Source organism: Thermogemmatispora aurantia, from assembly GCF_008974285.1.
GTDB classification, from domain to species: Bacteria; Chloroflexota; Ktedonobacteria; order Ktedonobacterales; family Ktedonobacteraceae; genus Thermogemmatispora; species Thermogemmatispora aurantia.
This window is the reverse complement of record NZ_BKZV01000002.1, coordinates 686782-702641: the sequence shown is the minus strand read 5'-3', so window position 1 is coordinate 702641 and position 15860 is coordinate 686782. Positions and strand designations below refer to the sequence as shown.

Here is a 15860-nt window from a genome sequence, read left to right as displayed (position 1 = left end):
GATCGCTCACTCGGGTCAGCTCTCTCCGGGGCCGCGACGATAAAGAACGAACTCGAAAGCGTCAGGAACGTGATATCCCTGCGAGAAGAGCACAGGCCGCTGCTCCAGCGTATAGTCAACTTGCTCGATATAGAGCAAAGGCACACCAGGGGAGAGGCCGAGCTTCTGCGCCAGCCAGACTTCGGCCAGTACAGGCCGGAGCTGGGCCAGGCCGTGATGGATGGTGAGACCAAGGCGCTGGATAAGAAAATCGTAGAGCGAGTCGCTATAGAGATCGGTCAATTCATAATTGACCGTCTGCACCAGGGCCATCGGCAAAAAATCGATCGAGAAGACCACAGGACGCTGATCGGCCAGACGCACGCGCTCGATCGCCAGCACCTCGTCGGCGGGTGCCAGAGAGAGCTGCGTGGCCACATGGGGACTGGCTGGCATTGTCTGAATGACGACGTCACGTGTGCCGGGCAGGTGCCCCGAGGCCCGAATCAGCTCGCTGATGTCAAGGTTGCGGTCAAGGCTGCCCTGCACTTGCTGCGGATGCCGGTTCACAAAGGTCCCCTGACCATGTCGGCGCAGGATCAGCCCTTCCTCGGCCAATGCCTGAAGCGCCTCGCGTAGCGTTGTGCGACTGACTCCTAGCGTCTCAGAAAGCTCTTCCTCGTTCGGGAGGCGAGAACCGGGGGGATAAAGGCCCGTGCTGATCAGGATGCGCAGCCGCTGGCGCACCTGGCTGGCCAGTGCTCTCCTTCCTCTGAGCACCGTTCGACCCCCTTCCTGCTTCTGCTTGATTGTTGTGGGTAGAGCAGGTAGACTAGAGATATGGCAGAGAGCCAGTCACGAGTGTTTGATGTTGAGTTTACACTCGTGATGCAGAGATGTCAAGTGGTTCGTATGATTGAATGTTCCTGCTGTATAAAAGGCAATTGTCTTTAGAATTGGTGCGACCGTTGCAAGCGAAGGAAGGATATCCCGGCAGGGGGCTTGTGCTGTGCATTGTGAATCAATGCGCGCCCGGTGGCCAAGCCGCCTTATCAATGCGGCCAGTGATCCCCTTGTCTGGCTGTTTGTGACGGCTTTGTGGACAGCTGCCCGGTTGAACGTTAGTTAGTTCCACAGGCAGCAGGATCGCCGGAGGAAGCTCGGGAGTCAGCGAACCATGACTGATGAGAGTGCAGGCAAGCTGATGGATAGAAGGTGAGGCCGAGAGGAACCTGCTGCAAGGCAGAGGCCACTGCGAGCCGATCTCTCCCTGCTCACCAGAGTCAGGGCTGAGGTAGACCGCGCGCCTGGCATAGCGTGCGGGGAAGCGGACGAGACAGTGATGCTTCCCGCCTTTGTTCCTCGACTTGTATCCCTCTACTATAGTGAGAAGGAGCGAGCGAGAAGGCTGGCGGCCCGGCCTTCTTCATGTCACATCTGCGCCATCCGCTACGTTGGTGATCCATGCAGAGCAGCGAATCGTTTACTAATTCTAGTGTAGACTCGTTTGAGTTACTACCTCCCTATCTGGCCGCTGCCGGCGCTGAGCCATTGCATTTCGAGCAGTTGCGCCGGCAGGAGCAGATCATTAGCGACACCAGTCTGCTACCGGCGCCCTTCCGCGCTCGGCTCTTTACCCTTCTTACTTACCAGCGGCATGTGCCCTACTGTCTTCATTACTTACTCGCCCGGCTCCTCAGCCAGGGACAAAGGGCCGCGGCCATCGCCGCTCTCCTCCAGGAGCCGGAGAACGACGAGGAGCGAACAGTCCAGCTTGAGCTACTGGCGGCTCAGACAGAGTCCCTCCAGAGCTGGCCCGAGCCAACCTCAGCGCTGGAGCAGGCCCTGCTCTGGGCTGCTGTGGCGCTGCTCTTACCGGGCGAGCAGACGGAGCAGGCTCGCCTGGAGCTGCGGCGCCTGCTGCCGTCGAGCACCTATGCATCGCTTCAGGCGTTCCTGTCCTTTGTCCAGACCTGTCATCTCTGGATCATTGCGTATCCAGAGCGGGCGCACGTTGCCGACGAGCAGGCGCGGCAGTACTTACTACGGCTCCTGCAAGGTTGTGAGTCTGAGGAGCAGGAGCATCTGCGTTCGCTGCTAGAGCGGCTCGGCTCCTGCACGGACGAAGCTGTCTTCAGGCACGAGCTTGAGCTGTACCGTCGCCGACTGCGGGCCGTATTAGAGGCCATTGGCGATAGCGTTCTGCTGTATGATCATCGCGGGCGCCTGGTCTATGTCAACGCTGTCGCCCGTCGACTTCTCCCCCTCTTGCGACCGGATCACGCCCGTCGGGCGGCCCTGGCCAGTGCGGGCGTGAACGACCAGGGTGGGGCGGTAGAGACTGGAGAGACGGCGGAGGCGCTACTGCTCGCTGATACTCCCACCGTTGCGCCGCTGCAGCGTATTCTCCAGCAGGGATATGCCATTGCTGGCGAGCAGGCGGTTGATATCAAGATCAAGCTGACTGGAGGAGAGGAAGCCATCTTCAGCTTCAGCGGCGCGCCCGTACGCAGCAGTCGCGGGCAGATCATTGGTGCCATCATCATCGGGCGCGAAGTCACTGCGCGGCGGCGGCTGGAGCAGCGTGCTCATACCGCGCTCAGCGCCCTGCTGGCGATGGCCGAAGCGCTCGTCCAGGTCGACGATGAGCCGCTTCCTCTGCAGGAGTCCCAGAGTGAAGGGCAGACGCGTCTGATCATGTTGCGGCTCGGCGAGCTGACGCGCCAGGTACTTGGCTGTCGGCGCGTTGCCATGCTTGGGCTGGAGCGCGAAACCGAGCGCGTTCAGCATGTAGCGGTCACGGGCGTCACTCCTCAGCAAGAGCGCCTCTGGCAGGAAATCGTCCTCGGAGCCCCCCTGAGCGCCTTTCTCAATGCGGCCCTGCTGGAGCGGCTGCGTGCTGGCGAAAGCCTGCTCATCGACCTGGAGGCGCCCGAGTTCGATCACCTGCGCCGTCAGGTCCGCAGCTACTCGGTGCGGGCCTTGCTTGTTATTCCCATGTGCCTGCGCGAGCGGCTCATTGGCATCTTCACCGTTGACTATGGCCCCGAAGAGCACAGCTACAGCCCCGATGAGTTAGCACTCGCGGCAGCGGTGGCGCGCATGGCCACCCTCGTCCTGGAGCGCGAGCATCTGCTAGAAGAGCGGGCTGAGGCGCGGGCCAGCGTCCTGGCGCTGCGCGAAGCCAATCGTCGCATGGACGAGTTCATCAGCTTTGCCAGCCATGAGCTGCGGGCCCCCCTGACCGTCCTCAAGGCCAATGCCCAGCTCATCAAGCGGCTCCTGCAAAAGGCCAGCGCTCTCGGTCGTGATCTCGGTGGCGGCAGCTCCAGCGAAGACAGCGCCGACCGGTCCACGCTCCAGGCTCATCCTGTCCTCCAACGCCTGGCCACTATTCCCGAGCTTCTCGATCGCTCGATTGCTCAGGTTGACTTACTGGATCGTCTCGTCGGGGACCTGCTTGACTTCTCGCGTATCCAATCAGAGACCTTGCAGCTGGTCCGTCGACGTCTGGACCTGGCCGCTATCGTGCGTGACGTAGTGCAGAGTCAGCAGCAGGTCCACCCGGGGCGCGACATTCGCCTCAGCGTCGAGAGTGCCAGCGAGGTGCCGGTCGAGGTTGACGCCGCACGTATCAGTCAGGTGCTGACCAACTATCTGCTCAACGCCATTCGCTATGCGCCGCCCGACCGCCCTATCGAGGTCCGTCTACGCGTCGAAGGACAGCGGGCGCGGGTGCTGGTGCGTGACGAGGGACCGGGGGTACCGCCTGAGCTGCAGCAGCGCATCTGGGAGCGCTTCTATCGCGCGCCGGGCATCCCCGTGCAGGAAGGCTCGCCGGTTGGCCTGGGGTTGGGCCTGCATATCTGTCGCACCATTATCCAGCTTCACGGCGGTGAGGTGGGCCTGGAGAGTCAGCCTGGCCAGGGAGCAACCTTCTGGTTCGCGCTACCCCTGGCTCAGGTCTCAGAGAAGCCAGATGGTTGACTGACTCTGCTGGGGTGGGGGATCGAGGGTTCTCTCTCAGGCCAGGGCCACCTGCTCACTGATGCGCCGTGCCAGGGCCTGGAGGGCCGTGGACAGCTCGGGAGGATGGCGCACCCACAGACGGCAGTCCAGCCCGACCAGCACATGGGCGGCCCAGTCCAGATTATGCGTCGAGCAGCGCAGGAGGGTCGTCTGCTCATTCTCAGGCAGCGGCTCTAATACCGCCAGAGCAGGTGGTAGTCGCTGTTGCACCTCGAAGAGTGGCAACTCCAGGACCACCTCGATCTGCCAGGGGGCCGGTGTGAGCGCGATGGCGTGTTGAATCGCTCCCAGACAGTCGAAATCGACTGGTCGCGTAAACGTAGCGGGACGTTCCTCGGCCAGCAGGATGCGGTCGAGCCGGAAGACGCGCAGAGCCTGACGCAGGTGACAGTAGCCTGCCAGATACCAGCTGCCGTAGCAATAGGCCAGCCCATAAGGGTCAACCTCACGCTCGCTCTCGGCCCCACCCCAGGAGCGATAGCGCAGCCAGAGACGCTGGCTCTGCTGCGTGCAGTGGCTCACGGTCAGCAGCACCCCGGCAGCAGGTCGCTGGCTGGCCTGTGGCAGGTCGAAGAGCAGAGTCTCCTGCACCGCCTGTAGACGCTCACGCAGCGTTCCGGGGAGCACACGCTCAATCTTGGCCAAAGCCCCCTCGACAGCGCTCTGATCGCCAATGAGATTCAGACGTCGCGTCAGCAGCAGACCCAGAGTCAGAGCCAGGGCCTCCTCGTCGCTAAAGATCAGAGGCGGTAGGCGAAAGCCCGGGCGCAGGAAGTAGGCTCCGTAGCGGCCATGCTCCGCCTCTACCGGGATACCAAGATCCTGCAACATGGTGATATAGCGACGCACCGTCCGCGGACTTACCTCCAGGCGCGCTGCCAACTCGGCCCCGCTCATCCGCCCACGGGCCTGGAGCAGCTCCAGCACCGTGAGCACGCGCGTCGTGGGAAAGTACATAGCGACCTCGCTTTCTCCATCTGCGCCAGATGATCAGATCAGTATCAACGAATTAGGACGAAGTATAACCGCTTTCGCTGCTATGCTCAAGAGAGTGTAACACTGGTAGAGGTGCAGTGCTCGTAGAGAAATTGGCTTCTGCCGATGGAGCAGCAGACCAGAGAAGAACAGGAGAAGTCATCTATGGAGAAAGCTCGACTGCTCAGCGAGATGAAGCGTTGCTATCGGGAATGGAATAGCCTGCTGGCCACTTTGACCTCGGAAGAGCTGTTCCTGCCAGGGGGGGCGGGCGCTTGGTCTGTGAAAGATGTGATTGCCCATCTTACTGCCTGGCTGGAGCTGGCCTTCAGTGATATCTCCGCTGCCCGGGAGGGGCGGGAGCCGATGCTATGCTTTGACACCATGAGCGAGGAAGAACTCGAAGAACTCAACCAGCGTTTCCACCGCGAGCGTCAGGGGCAAACGCTGGAAGAGGTGCTGACGAACTTTCACACGACCTGGCGTCGTCTCTACGATGAGGCTATGGCTCTCGATGAAAGGCTTCTGCAGGAGACAGCCCAGCTGGTGCTGAATTGGCAGGCCAGGCCCCTTGGAGAGCTGATCTATGGCGAGGCCTGTGAGCACCTGGTAGATCATACCAACGCCCTGCGAGCCTGGTTGAGCGCCCGGCGTGGGAACGCCGCCGAAGCCTGAACCAGGCCAGGTTGAAGCCAGCTTCCTTCTCTCTTACTGGCCGCAGCCTGGCCTGACGACCCTGGCTCAGCTGCCCAGCACCGCCACCAGCATTGCCAGCAGGCCGATGATGCGCAAGCCATCGCCGATATTATCAACCAGCAGAGAGTTCACAAAGAAATACTTCTGGAAGATCATCAGATAGCCCAGGCCCAGGAAGAGGAAGGCCGTGCCCATCAGGAAAGCGAAGCGCGTTGGCTTCTTCAGCAGGGCCGTGGTATACAGATAGAAAATGCCCAGGCAAAGGAGCGAGCGAGAACCGCTCAGGGTAGCGCGGAGGCCCACATTGGGCAGGTCTGGCAGAATAGGGGATAGCAGCCCGACACAGAGGGCCACCAGCGAGCAGATGATCTGCAAGCGGAGCAAGGCGCTCAAATACTGATCAGAATTATTGAGCAGGCTGAGCAGGATAAACAGATAGGCGCAGGCTTGACCCAGATAAAGAAACCAGTCCGTGTGTAGGGTGACGCTCGTCACCAGCATCGACAGCAGATCGGCCAGGCCAGTGAGGGCGATCATTCCCATCGAGATTCCCAGCATCAGCAAGCGTGTGCTGCGCACCTGGGGATAGGCAACCGCCACACGTAAGGTCACAAAGAGCGTAATCGCAATCAGAATAATCGCGAGCACGATGGGCATCCAACTGAAACCCACGTCGGCCTCCTTCCTAGCGAGCCAGAGCTAGCAGAAAATCTGGAAAATAGCTAAAGTAAAGAAAGAAAGAAAAAAGCCTCAGCGATCCAAGGCGCCTTGACAGATCCCTTCCTGGCTGGCTCACGACTCAAAAAGCCGCTCAGCGCTGACGGGGCGCCCGTCGGGATCAACTAATTCCACGCGCCGCATCTTCACCAGGATCTGCAGAGCGGCCAGGACATCGGCCAGCTCCATGCCTGTGCTCTGGACCAGCTCCGCGATGCTCTGCTCGCCATCGATAGCGCCGTGAAGGCGGCGGGCGCGTTTATCGGCGATGGCGGCGGAGCGTGCAAAAGGGTTTTCTGAAGTCAGCAGTTCTGCATCCTCCTTGCGTCGTGGGATCAGGGCGGTCAAAGGAACTGGCTGCGATTGGCGACCTGGGCCTGGGACCCTGGCTGAGGTCCCTGGTGGACCAGCGACCACTGTTGTCGGCCCAGGCCCAGAGAGGGGGGAACCTGGGGCCGGGAGCGGGAGGAGCAGGCCACGCTGAGTTGCCAGGCCAATTGCCTGACGCAGCAGCATTGTAATTGCCTGCTGAAGATCAGTTTGGGGCTGGTAACCTACGAAGAACAGGTAGGTCAGTGCGAAAGGGAGCGGCTCCTGGGGACCCGGTGTGGCAGGCGGGGCGGGGAGCAGCACGGGACTGCTCATGAATCCGCCAAGACAGTAGTGGCAAGCGTACTGGTGCAACAGGCCCACCTGCTGCGGAGGAAAGAGCATCTCAATGGAGAAGGTCTGGATCGGACGTTGCTCAAAGGCAAAGCGCTGGGCAATGAGCAGCATCTGCTCATTGTAGGTGATCTGCTCCGGCAGGTTGGGGTCGCGGGGAAGCATCGTGCGCAGATGGAGCACGGAGGTACGGGCTGGTGTGAGGAGCGGTGTCCAAAACTCGATCAACTCAATCTGGAAGTGCTCGATAAAAGCATAACAGAGCCACTGAAAGAGTTCATCGATCGTATACATAGCGGCAACAGCGCGCAGGAGGAGATTCATCATTACAAACTGTTGCCGACGCGCGTCAGGTGAACCGGCTCTGCCTTGAGGGTACTGGCTGCTCATGAGCAAAAAAACCTCTGCGTTCAGGTGACGATCTAACCTAGTTAACCAGCTCCGGCGGTCACAGCTAGCTCCTTCCGCCTCTTCTTCAGAACGCCAGGAAAGGGGAAAATTTTCTCTTTTGGACCAACTCTCTTCAGCGAAGATGGCGGCTGCCAGCCCTTGGGCGGTGAAGATGGCGGGACCCCTATACTCGCACAAGGCCCAAGGTCACAATATTACCATAGCAGGCACTACACATAGTGTCAATGAAAATTGTATTAAAGTCAAGTTGAGAGATCGACACATTCTGGTCAATAATTGGTTATCATTCAACTGTGGGCCGGAGACACAGAGACGCCTGCTCTCAAGCATCGTGGACGACGGAGAGGAGAGCAGAGCAGGAGAGCTGGCTGGCCAGAACGAGGGGCCAGGCTGCTCCTGCCCTGATGAGGGGCGTAGCGCACGCAGCTTCAACAAGCAGGCATGCTCACGCCCCTGTCTTGGCAGACCTTCCTCGACGGAGAGTAGAGCGGCGTCGCTTACTGTGGAATAATGCCAGGTATCAGGTACTGCTGGACCATGACAATCACTCCCAGGATGCAGGCCAGGATGATACTGTGCCAGAATGTGCGACGTACCACCAGGCCCTCCTTGCCGGTCAAACCAATGGTCGAGGCCCCCGTTGTCAGATTCTGCGGAGAGATCATCTTTGACATCACTGCCCCGCTGGAATTGGTGGCCGCCATCAAGATCGGACTCAGCTTCAACTGCTGGGCCGCCACCACCTGCAGATTGCCGAAGAGGGCGTTCGACGACGTATCGCTGCCGCTCAGGAAGCAGGCGATCCAGCCCAGGAAGACGGAGAAGAAGGGGAAGACCACGCCCAGCGAGGATATAGCCAGGCCGATGGTATAGGAGATGCCTGAGTAGTTAAAGAGGTAAGCCAGACCCACGATGAACATCACCGTGAGAATAGCGTAGCGCAACTGACGCCAGGTATCGGTCAGTGCCTGCCAGAGAATAACCGGGCGCGCCCCGGCGGCGATCATCACCGCTGCCGTCAGCAACATAGCCAGCAGAATAGCCGTCCCTGTGCCCAGGGGCTGGAAGCTATAGATCGCGGCATAGGGCTTCTTGTAAAGGGTCAGATAAATCGCGTTATGCAGATTGGGCCAGGGCACGTTGATCTGACCGATCTTCGCCACGCCGGCGAAGGTCCAGATAATCACCACTGCGCTCACCAGCAGCCAGGGCAACCAGGCCAGGAGCGTCTCCCCCAGCGTCGGGCGCTCTGTGGTCGGCTGGCCCGTCCCGCCCTCGCCACTGGCGCTGGAACTGGCATTCGCAAAGGCTGCCATATACTCCGCCGTATCGCGTGGCTGCCAGATCTGTACAAAGAGGATCACGCACAGCAGCGACACCAGCGATGCCAGGACGTCGGGCAATTCCGGGCCGATGAAATTAGAGACCGCGAACTGGGTCAGGGCGAACGAGAGACCTGCCACCAGCGCTGCTGGCCAGCAGGTGCGCAGGCTGCGCACACCGGCATAGACCACCAGGGCATAGAACGGCAGCAAGAGACTAAAGATAGGAAGCTGGCGCCCCACCATTGCCGACAGGGCCAGCGTTGGCAGATTCGTCACGCCATGCAAGGTAGTGATTGGCACTCCGAGCGCCCCAAAGGCCACCGGCGTGGTATTGAAAATCAGGGCCATCACGATGGCATCCAGCGGCTCAAAGCCGAGGCCGATCAGGAGCGCGCTGCAGATTGCCACCGGTGTTCCGAAGCCCGAGATTCCCTCCATCAGCGCCCCGAAGCTGAAACCGATGATGAGCAGCAGAATGCGGCGGTCCGCTGGCACATTATGGACCATCCAACGGCGAAATAGCTCGAATTTCCCCGAGCGCACCGCCACATTGTAGAGCCACATCGCGTTCCAGACGATCCACATCACTGGCCAGAGGGCAAAGACCATGCCATTGAGCGTCGAGCTGGCCGCCAGCTGAAAGGGCATTTGCCAGACGAAAACGGCGATCAGCAACCCGACGATCAGCCCGATCAGGGCTGAGAGCCAGGCTGGCAGACGGATCACCCCCAGCAGGATCAGGACGACGGCGATGGGAATAATCCCTACAAGGAAGGAGAGAAAGAGGTTATTAGCAACGGGAGTCAGTAACTGGTGAAACATCGCTGTTTGGCTCCTTGCGTCCAGACTACGGTATCCTGGTTGCGCTCTCCGTGCCTGTAACAGCGTCCGCCTCAGCGCGAACGCCATGCTCAAGGGACAAGCCAGCGGGTGGCAGTCAGCGGAGCCGGACCAGATCAGACGCATCTGCCTTGGCATCATCGCCGTGCAGAGCAGAGCAAAGCAGAAACTACCCACTGAACCCAGGGGCGAGCGCCTGGCAGAAGAGAACAAGGAACCGGACTGTTTGGCCTGTCCTGCTGCGCTCCCTGCCTGTCTGCCTGCCTGGGGTGCCTGATCTGCTTGACGAGCTGAACTGAGCTGGCTGACTCACTGCCAGTGGCCTGTGCCAGAGACAAAGAGAGCGCGCCTCACGTTGCTGAGGTAAGCAGAATAGCGACCTCGCTCGTGGCTTGGCTAGAGCGCTGATGAGTGTATAGGTGTGGACGGATGTGAACGGATGCGAGTAGCGACCGGACCGGGCCATCGCCTCCTTTCATTGGGGCCGTCGCCACCGTCCGCCGTCGCCTTACGGTAGCTAGCTCGCCCGAAGGCGGCGAGGCGGCAGCGCCGCGACGCGCCAGGCGCTGGAGACGTCGTTTGGGGCAGGCATAGCAGACAACGAGGGGAGAGGAACTACGGGGGTAGGCCCTGTGCCTATGGCGAGATGGCCTTACTTAGCCAACCAGGAGGCGGCAAGCCATCAGTGGCCCGTCTGATGGGGTTGCCTGTCGGTGACCCACCCTGTTCTCCTCTTGGGACTGCTGGCACCGCTTCGTCTTGAAAAGAGGCGCGAAGCGGCTGAGCTTTTCAAGAGAGCAGTGAGCGGCTTACTCTGGCCGTTCCTTCCCTCCCTGTCATAGAGCCTTATTACTATAGAGTGTGGCATTACATGCTGTCACCTGTCAAGATGCACCATGCGGTCGGCCTTCGCGCCCGGTAGAGACGGGGTGTGATATAATGAATGAGAACATGGGCCGGTCAACTGGCGTCATCACCATAAGAGGGCACCCACCGACCAGCGCCAGCCAGGGATGCGGACGACCATGCCAGCCGGGCTGCAGGAGAAGAGAGCGACATGCAACTGCTAACAAAGATTCTGGGAGATCCCAATCAGCGCGAACTGAAACGCATCCAGCCGATCATTGATCGGATCAATGCCTTAGAACCTGAAATTCAGAAGCTGAGCGACGAAGAACTGGCGGGCAAAACAGCAGAATTTCGCGCGCAGCTCGCCCTGTATCTCAAGGGGGGGCGTGTCCTGGAGGACGAGCTGCTCAAGCTCTTCCGTGAGGCGGTCACCAACGTTGAGCCTCTGGCCGAGCGCTGCAGCGATGAGCAGCTTCGGGCAGCCATTACCGACTACCGTCAGAAGCTTGACCGGCGACGCGACGAGGAGGAGGTCCTGCGCGATCAGCTGGCAGACGTTTTAGACGAGCTCTTTGCCGCTGGCTATGAGCGGCTCAATCCCACCTTCAACGCCCTGCGCGTCGAAGCCGTCATGGACCTGGTGGAAGAGCGGCAGCTGTGGCCGGAGGAGGCGCCCAACCCTGAAGAGGCCATCATGGGCTTGCTCCAGGAGGTAGAACCGGACCTGGCGCAGCTGCCGGAGGAGGAGCGTCGGCGCGCTTTTGCCAAAGCCTGGGCCATCTTCGAAGAGGAACGCCGCCAGGCCCGTAATCCCGATGAAGAGGCTGACGAGCGTTTAGAGCGGCTCCTGAGCCGCATTCTCACCCATCTGCAGCCGGAGCTGGTCGCCTACAAAGCCGAGGCTATGCAGTCGCTGAGCGAGGACATGGCGCGGCGCTATCGCCAGAAAGGCAAGACCCTTGACGATCTTCTGCCTGAGGCCTTTGCTGTCGTGCGCGAAGTGGCGCGGCGCGTGCTCAACATGCGCCATTTCGATGTCCAGCTCATCGGCGGTGTCGTGCTCCATCAGGGCAAGATCGCCGAGATGAAGACTGGTGAAGGAAAAACCCTGGTGGCCACCTTGCCCGTCTATCTCAATGCCCTCACCGGCAAGGGCGTCCATGTCGTGACCGTCAATGATTACCTGGCGCGCCGTGATGCCGAGTGGATGGGGAAGATCTACCGCTTCCTGGGCATGAGCGTAGGCGTCATCGTCAACGCCGTTGAGCCGCAGAGTCCCGAGCGACGTGCCGCCTATGCCGCCGACATCACCTACGGCACCAACAACGAATTCGGCTTCGACTATCTCCGCGACAACATGGTTACCGACCTCAGCCAGCTGGTCCAGCGTGAGCTGAACTACGCCATCGTTGATGAGGTCGACAACATCCTGATCGACGAAGCGCGCACGCCGCTCATCATTTCTGGTCCTGGCCCTGAATCGACTGACCTCTACGTCAAGTTTGCGCGCCTGGTCCCGCGGCTCAAGCCTGAGATTGACTATACCGTCGACGAGAAGTCGCGCACGGTCATGCTAACCGACGAGGGCATCGAAAAGATGGAGCGCATGCTCGGCACCCAGAACCTCTATGCCGAGGAACACCTTGATCTGGCGCGCTATATGGAGAATGCCCTCAAGGCGCACGTTCTCTTTAAGCGTGATCGGGACTACCTTGTCAAAGATGGCCAGGTGATCATCGTCGACGAGTTCACCGGGCGTTTACTGCCGGGCCGGCGCTATAGCGAGGGATTGCACCAGGCGATCGAGGCCAAGGAGGGGGTGCAGGTTCAGCGCGAGAACCATACCTATGCCACGATCACCTTTCAGAACTACTTCCGCCTCTACCGCAAGCTGGCAGGTATGACTGGCACGGCCATTACCGAGGCGGAAGAGTTCCATAAGATCTACAAGCTGGATGTGATCGTCATCCCGCCCAACAAGCCGATGATCCGCCAGGACCTGCCGGACCTCATCTATCGGACCGAAGAGGCCAAGTGGCGTGCCGTGGTCCGAGAGATCAAAGAGCGCCACGAGCGCGGGCAGCCGGTGCTGGTTGGCACGACCTCGGTTGAGAAATCCGAGCATCTCTCGCACCTGCTCTCGCTAGAGGGCATTCCTCACAACGTGCTCAACGCCAAGCACCATGAGCGCGAGGCCCAGATCATCGCTCAGGCCGGACGCAGCGGAGCGGTGACCATCGCCACCAACATGGCTGGACGTGGTACCGACATCCTCCTGGGCGGCAACCCTGCCAGCTACTTTGACCTCGTGCTGCGCAAGCATGCCGAGAACGTCGACTACATTCGCGAAATGCCCGAGAATACACCGGAGGAGCGTGAAGAGAAAGAAGAGGCTATCCGACAGTATATCGAGGGCATGACTGAGGAGGAGAAGAACGAGATCCTCCAGGACCTGATCCGCCAGTGTGAGGAGGATCACCAGCGGGTTGTGGAGCTAGGCGGCCTGCACGTCATCGGTACCGAGCGTCATGAGTCGCGGCGCATCGACAACCAGCTACGTGGCCGCGCCGGGCGCCAGGGTGATCCCGGCTCCTCGCGCTTCTACCTCTCGCTCGAGGACGATCTCATGCGCCGCTTCGGGGCTGATCGGGCCTCGAATTTTATGAAGATGGCGGGCATGGACGATGACACTCCGCTGGAGAGCAGCCTCGTCTCACGCTTTATCGAGCAGACCCAGGCTCGCGTCGAAGGCTACAACTTCGACATCCGCAAGCATGTCGTCGAGTACGACGACGTCATCGCCAAGCAGCGCGAGGTCATCTATGCCGATCGGCGAGCTGTCCTCGAACGGGCCGACATGCACGAGCGTGTCCTGGAGATGATCCGCAACGAGATTGCGGCTCTCGTTGATCGCTGCATTCCCGGGCAGGCCATCAACGATGAGGGCGAGCTAGAGCTGCTCTTCACCCAAATCGAGCGCTGGGTGCATGTCCCCGAGGACTTCCTGCCGGAGAATCTGCATGCGCTGCGCAAAGACGAGCTGAAGGAGCGCCTGAGTGAGCTGGTCATCGAGCACTACGAAGCCCAGGGGCGCCGCCTTGCTGAGCTGGCGGAGGAGCACCTGGGTCAAGGCGTGCCCACTCTGGGCGACCTGGAACGCTCCATCACACTACAAGTCGTCGACCGTCTCTGGATGGATCACATCGATGCCCTCGACGTAATGCGCTCCGGCATCCAGTTCCGCGCTGTCGGTCAGCGTGATCCACTGACCGAATTCAAGAACGAAGCCTATCGCATGTTTGAGGAGCTGAAGCGCGCCATCCAGCATTACATCGTCGATGAACTGCTCAAGATGCTGCGCGGCGAGATCACCGTGACCGTCCAACGCCCGCAGCCGAAGCCGCGTCAACTGCCGCGCAACCTGCGCACCAACGTCGACGAGATTGCACGTCTGAGCGGTCAGGCCAAGAGCGACGGCAACGGGACCCGCCCGCGTAGCAGCGGCGGACGGCGCGCGGCCCGCGGCGGCACAGCAGTCGCCAGCCCCCCCGTGACGCAGCCAGCGGTCCCCCCGCGCAAGATCGGGCGCAACGACCTCTGCTACTGCGGCAGCGGCAAAAAGTACAAGAAGTGTCACGGAGCCTAGGCCAGGCCCGGATCAGTCATTGAAGGTGGGGAGCCAGTTCACCTCAGCAGAAACGAACTGGCTCCCCATCTTTGCGTTGGCAACCTATAAGCATTTGGTTATCGTAAAGCTTACCAGCTTTTAACTTATTTCATAGCAACTTCGCCTGTTCGTGTGTTATCCTTGTTATGGAGCGAGCAGGCCCCGCAGATCTATAGGTCAAAGCTTATCAAAGCGCTTCTGGAGAGAGGAGCAGAGATCATAATGAGCAGTCAATATACTATGAATGGCAATGGCGCACATGGAAAGCGGCAGACGCCCTATAGTGGCCCCAGTGCCGAAGAGCTGGAGCGTTCCTGGCGCGAAGATCCGCGCTGGCAGGGCATCAAGCGGCCCTATAGCGGACAAGACGTCGTGCGTCTGCGCGGCTCCATTCAGATAGAATACACCTTAGCGCGTCTGGGAGCTGAGCGGCTCTGGGAGCTGCTGCACAGCGAGCCATACGTGGCGGCGCTCGGCGCACTCACGGGTAACCAGGCGGTTCAGCAGGTCAAAGCTGGTCTCAAGGCTATCTATCTGAGCGGCTGGCAGGTGGCTGCCGATGCCAATCTGGCGGGGCAGATGTATCCTGACCAAAGTCTCTACCCCTCCAACAGCGTGCCGCACGTCGTCAAGCGCATCAACCAGGCGCTGCAGCGGGCCGATCAGATTCAGCAGGCCGAAGGAAAAGGAGACATCTACTGGTTTGCCCCGATTGTGGCCGATGGAGAGGCGGGTTTTGGCGGGCCGCTCAACGTCTATGAACTGACCAAAGCCATGATCGAGGCCGGCGCGGCGGGCGTGCACTTTGAAGATCAGCTCGCCTCAGAGAAGAAGTGTGGTCACCTGGGCGGCAAGGTCCTGATCCCCACGCGCCTGGCCATTCGCAACCTGATTGCTGCTCGGCTGGCGGCGGACGTCATGGGAGTACCGACCATTCTCATTGCGCGCACCGATGCCAACGCGGCCACCCTTATCACCAGCGATGTCGACCCGGCTGATCATCCCTTCCTCACTGGTGAGCGTACCCCCGAGGGTTACTTCCGCACGCGCCACGGGCTGGAGGCAGCCATTGCCCGAGGGCTGGCTTATGCTCCCTATGCCGATCTGATCTGGTGCGAGACCTCTGAGCCGAATCTGGACGAGGCGCGGCGCTTTGCCGAAGCCATCCACGAGAAGTATCCTGGCAAGCTGCTGGCCTACAACTGCTCGCCTTCCTTCAACTGGAAGAAGAAGCTCGACGCTCATACCATTGCCACCTTCCAGGACGAGCTGGGCAAGATGGGCTACAAGTTCCAATTTGTGACCCTGGCCGGCTTCCACGCCCTCAATCAGAGCATGTTCAAGCTGGCGCTGGGCTATCGTCAGCGCGGCATGGCGGCCTACGCCGACCTGCAAGAAGAGGAGTTTGCCCTGGAGCGCGAGGGCTACACGGCCACGCGCCATCAGCGTGAGGTCGGAACCGGCTACTTCGACGAAGTGGCGATGGTCATCTCCGGGGGCCAGGCCTCGACCGTGGCCCTGGCCGGCTCGACCGAGGCAGAACAATTCCATTGATATCCTTCCATCCATCTTCTGGTCACTCCTGACGGGTAGCGGCGAACGCCGACGCGCTTGAGCGTGCCTGCACCGATGTCGTACAATGGGGGGGAAAACGACGGAGGCTGGTGGGCGCGTTCAGGCGCGTCAGGCGTATCGGCGTGCCCCCATTG

9 protein-coding genes are annotated in these 15860 nt (G+C 60.5%); 4 read left to right on the top strand and 5 right to left on the bottom strand.

The features are described from left to right. Positions 1-15: 15 nt before the first annotated feature. Positions 16-759 (bottom strand): GntR family transcriptional regulator, encoded by a 744-nt coding sequence (locus KTAU_RS09540; protein WP_151728164.1) that lies wholly within the window; start codon positions 757-759, stop codon positions 16-18. 684 nt (positions 760-1443) lie between these two features. Between KTAU_RS09540 and KTAU_RS09535 the strand changes: the two genes are divergently transcribed. Continuing rightward, complete coding sequence (locus KTAU_RS09535; RefSeq protein ID WP_151728163.1) at positions 1444-3966, top strand: sensor histidine kinase; 2523 nt, start codon at positions 1444-1446, stop codon at positions 3964-3966. Positions 3967-4002: 36 nt separating this feature from the next. Here KTAU_RS09535 and KTAU_RS09530 read toward each other — a convergent pair whose 3' ends face one another. Further along, positions 4003-4965, bottom strand: coding sequence for a helix-turn-helix transcriptional regulator (locus KTAU_RS09530; protein ID WP_151728162.1), 963 nt, complete (start codon positions 4963-4965; stop codon positions 4003-4005). 183 nt (positions 4966-5148) lie between these two features. On the opposite strand from KTAU_RS09530, the gene KTAU_RS09525 reads away from it, so the two are divergent. Continuing rightward, positions 5149-5658, top strand: a complete 510-nt coding sequence (locus KTAU_RS09525) for a ClbS/DfsB family four-helix bundle protein (RefSeq protein ID WP_170293177.1) — start codon at positions 5149-5151, stop codon at positions 5656-5658. A 66-nt stretch (positions 5659-5724) separates the two neighbouring features. Here KTAU_RS09525 and KTAU_RS09520 read toward each other — a convergent pair whose 3' ends face one another. The 3 genes from KTAU_RS09520 to KTAU_RS09510 form a co-directional block, all read right to left on the bottom strand. Beyond that, positions 5725-6351, bottom strand: coding sequence for a hypothetical protein (locus KTAU_RS09520; protein WP_151728160.1), 627 nt, complete (start codon positions 6349-6351; stop codon positions 5725-5727). 120 nt (positions 6352-6471) lie between these two features. Next, entirely contained in the window at positions 6472-7449 is a 978-nt protein-coding gene (locus KTAU_RS09515) for a hypothetical protein (RefSeq protein ID WP_151728159.1), read from the bottom strand. 518 nt (positions 7450-7967) lie between these two features. After that, positions 7968-9617 carry an L-lactate permease gene (locus KTAU_RS09510; protein ID WP_151728158.1) on the bottom strand — a complete coding sequence of 550 codons (1650 nt, stop codon included), beginning with the start codon at positions 9615-9617 and terminating at the stop codon, positions 7968-7970. Between the two features lie 1075 nt (positions 9618-10692). Here KTAU_RS09510 and secA point away from each other — a divergent pair. Together secA and aceA are read left to right on the top strand one after the other, a co-directional pair. Then, positions 10693-14130, top strand: coding sequence for a preprotein translocase subunit SecA (secA, locus tag KTAU_RS09505; RefSeq protein ID WP_151728157.1), 3438 nt, complete (start codon positions 10693-10695; stop codon positions 14128-14130). Positions 14131-14391: 261 nt separating this feature from the next. Next, positions 14392-15705, top strand: a complete 1314-nt coding sequence (gene aceA, locus KTAU_RS09500) for an isocitrate lyase (protein WP_151728224.1) — start codon at positions 14392-14394, stop codon at positions 15703-15705. Positions 15706-15860: the final 155 nt, after the last annotated feature.

Excerpts from the sequence above, each read along its gene's own strand:
- KTAU_RS09535 (WP_151728163.1), top strand. The coding sequence starts at position 1,444 with ATGCAGAGCAGCGAATCGTTTACTAATTCTAGTGTAGACTCGTTTGAG.
- KTAU_RS09530 (WP_151728162.1), bottom strand. The coding sequence starts at position 4,965 with ATGTACTTTCCCACGACGCGCGTGCTCACGGTGCTGGAGCTGCTCCAG.
- KTAU_RS09525 (WP_170293177.1), top strand. The coding sequence starts at position 5,149 with ATGGAGAAAGCTCGACTGCTCAGCGAGATGAAGCGTTGCTATCGGGAA.
- KTAU_RS09515 (WP_151728159.1), bottom strand. The coding sequence starts at position 7,449 with ATGAGCAGCCAGTACCCTCAAGGCAGAGCCGGTTCACCTGACGCGCGT.
- KTAU_RS09510 (WP_151728158.1), bottom strand. The coding sequence starts at position 9,617 with ATGTTTCACCAGTTACTGACTCCCGTTGCTAATAACCTCTTTCTCTCC.
- secA (WP_151728157.1), top strand. The coding sequence starts at position 10,693 with ATGCAACTGCTAACAAAGATTCTGGGAGATCCCAATCAGCGCGAACTG.
- aceA (WP_151728224.1), top strand. The coding sequence starts at position 14,392 with ATGAATGGCAATGGCGCACATGGAAAGCGGCAGACGCCCTATAGTGGC.